Source organism: Mycobacteriales bacterium (assembly GCA_036497565.1).
Lineage (GTDB): Bacteria > Actinomycetota > Actinomycetes > Mycobacteriales > QHCD01 > DASXJE01.
The window spans coordinates 1-1,683 of the sequence record DASXJE010000260.1 but is presented as its reverse complement, the minus strand read 5'-3'; the positions used below and the strand labels follow the sequence as shown (position 1 = coordinate 1,683).

General features: G+C 68.1%; 3 protein-coding genes. 2 read left to right on the top strand and 1 reads right to left on the bottom strand.

Annotated elements, in window-relative coordinates; all coding sequences use genetic code 11:
• The first annotated feature begins 118 nt into the window (after positions 1–118).
• A complete protein-coding gene (locus VGH85_21035) occupies positions 119–829 on the top strand; it encodes an SDR family oxidoreductase (GenBank protein HEY2176300.1) in 711 nt (236 codons plus the stop codon).
• 28 nt (positions 830–857) lie between these two features.
• Here VGH85_21035 and VGH85_21030 read toward each other — a convergent pair whose 3' ends face one another.
• Positions 858–1,304 (bottom strand): GNAT family N-acetyltransferase, encoded by a 447-nt coding sequence (locus VGH85_21030; protein HEY2176299.1) that lies wholly within the window; start codon positions 1,302–1,304, stop codon positions 858–860.
• Between the two features lie 120 nt (positions 1,305–1,424).
• On the opposite strand from VGH85_21030, the gene VGH85_21025 reads away from it, so the two are divergent.
• A partial coding sequence (locus VGH85_21025) for a TfoX/Sxy family protein (GenBank protein HEY2176298.1) occupies positions 1,425–1,683 on the top strand: 259 nt, incomplete at its 3' end.

Here is a 1,683-nt window from a genome sequence, read left to right as displayed (position 1 = left end):
ACCCCGGCGCGGCGGGCGGCCTCGGCGATGCTCAGGCCCGCCTGGGGATCGGCGTGAGTGGACCCGGGTACCGGCTGCGGCTTGACTTCGAGCACGCTCTAAATCCTAGCGTTGAAGCATGACAGCAACACTGATCACCGGGGCGAACAAGGGTCTCGGCTTCGAGACCGCGCGCCAGCTCATCGCCGGCGGCCACACCGTCTATCTCGGCAGCCGGGACGCCGAACGCGGGCGCCGGGCCGCCGAGCAGCTGGGCGCGCGGGCAGTCCAGCTCGACGTCACCGACGACGCGTCCGTGGCGGCCGCGGTGAAGACCGTCGAGGCCGACGGAGGGCTGGACGTACTGGTCAACAACGCCGGTATCGCAGAGGAGTGGACGAGTAGCAACGTCGTGGTCGGCGCCGGGGACCTGACCGCCGACCTGATGCGGCGCACGTTCGAGACGAACGTCTTCGGCACCGTGCGCGTCCTCCATGCGTTTCTCCCGCTGTTGCTGCGTTCAGCTGCTCCGGTCGTGGTCAACGTCAGCAGCGGGCTGGCCTCGCTGACCCGGCTCACCACGCCGGGCGGCAGGTCCTACGCCTACCCGGGCGTCGCCTACCCGGCGTCGAAGGCCGCGGTCAACATGCTCACCGTGCAGTACGCGAAGGCGTTCCCGACCATGCGGATCAACGCGGTCGAACCCGGCTTCACCAGTACCGACCTGAACGGGAACACCGGCGTGCAGACCGTCGAGGAAGGCGCCGAGATCATCGTGCGCATGGCACGGGTGGGTCCTGACGACCCGACCGGAGGCTACTTCGACGCCGAAGGCACCCTGCCCTGGTAGATCCGCCGGTGCTTTTCGGGACTGCCCGTTACTCGCTAGCGACGATCTTGCGAGTCCAGAGAACCAGCCCGTCATCGTCGACCCCGGTCTCCGTGAACCCCGCTGCGGTGGCCGCCCGCCGGCTCGCCACATTGTCCTGTTCAACCGCACCCACGACGGACTCCGCCGAGGCGAGGACATCCTCGCCGAGGGCCAATCGCGCTATCTCGGCCGCGTACCCCCGTCCTCGGGAGTGCCGGAACACCAGCAGTGCAATCCAGACCCGTGCGCCGTCCCGTTCGGCATCGAGATAACCGACCGGCCGCTCGTCATCGACCACAATCCAGCCATGGCGGTTCGGGTCGTCACGAACCAACCGCCACCACGTCCGGTAGCTCATGCCACCCAACCTCTTGGCGGCCTCGCGATCATCCGCTGTCGACGTCTCGAGCGTGGCAACGTCGTCCTCACGCACTGGTCGCAGTCGCAGTGACACGGCAGGAAGTCTCGGGCCAGCGGCTGCACGGACGCAAACCGGAGAGCGGCCCGCACTCGGCGCGCGGATTGCGTCCGACTGGGCATGGTCAAACAGGTGTCACCCCGGGATACTGCCGCCGTGGCGTACGACGTCGATATTGCCAACCGGCTCCGCGAGATTCTGGCCAGCGAGCCCGGAGTCGTCGAGAAGCCCATGTTCGGCGGCCTGGCCTTCATTGTTGCCGGACACATGGCGGTCAGCGCAAGCCGTCAGGGCGGCCTGCTGCTGCGCGTCGATCCGGCACAGACCGACACCCTGATCGTCGATCCCCGAGCGAGCCGGTTCGTCATGCGCGGACGGGAGATGGACGGCTGGCTGCGAGTTGACATCGACGCGC

Coding starts and splice junctions, on each gene's coding strand:
- VGH85_21035 (HEY2176300.1), top strand. CDS start 119: ATGACAGCAACACTGATCACCGGGGCGAACAAGGGTCTCGGCTTCGAG.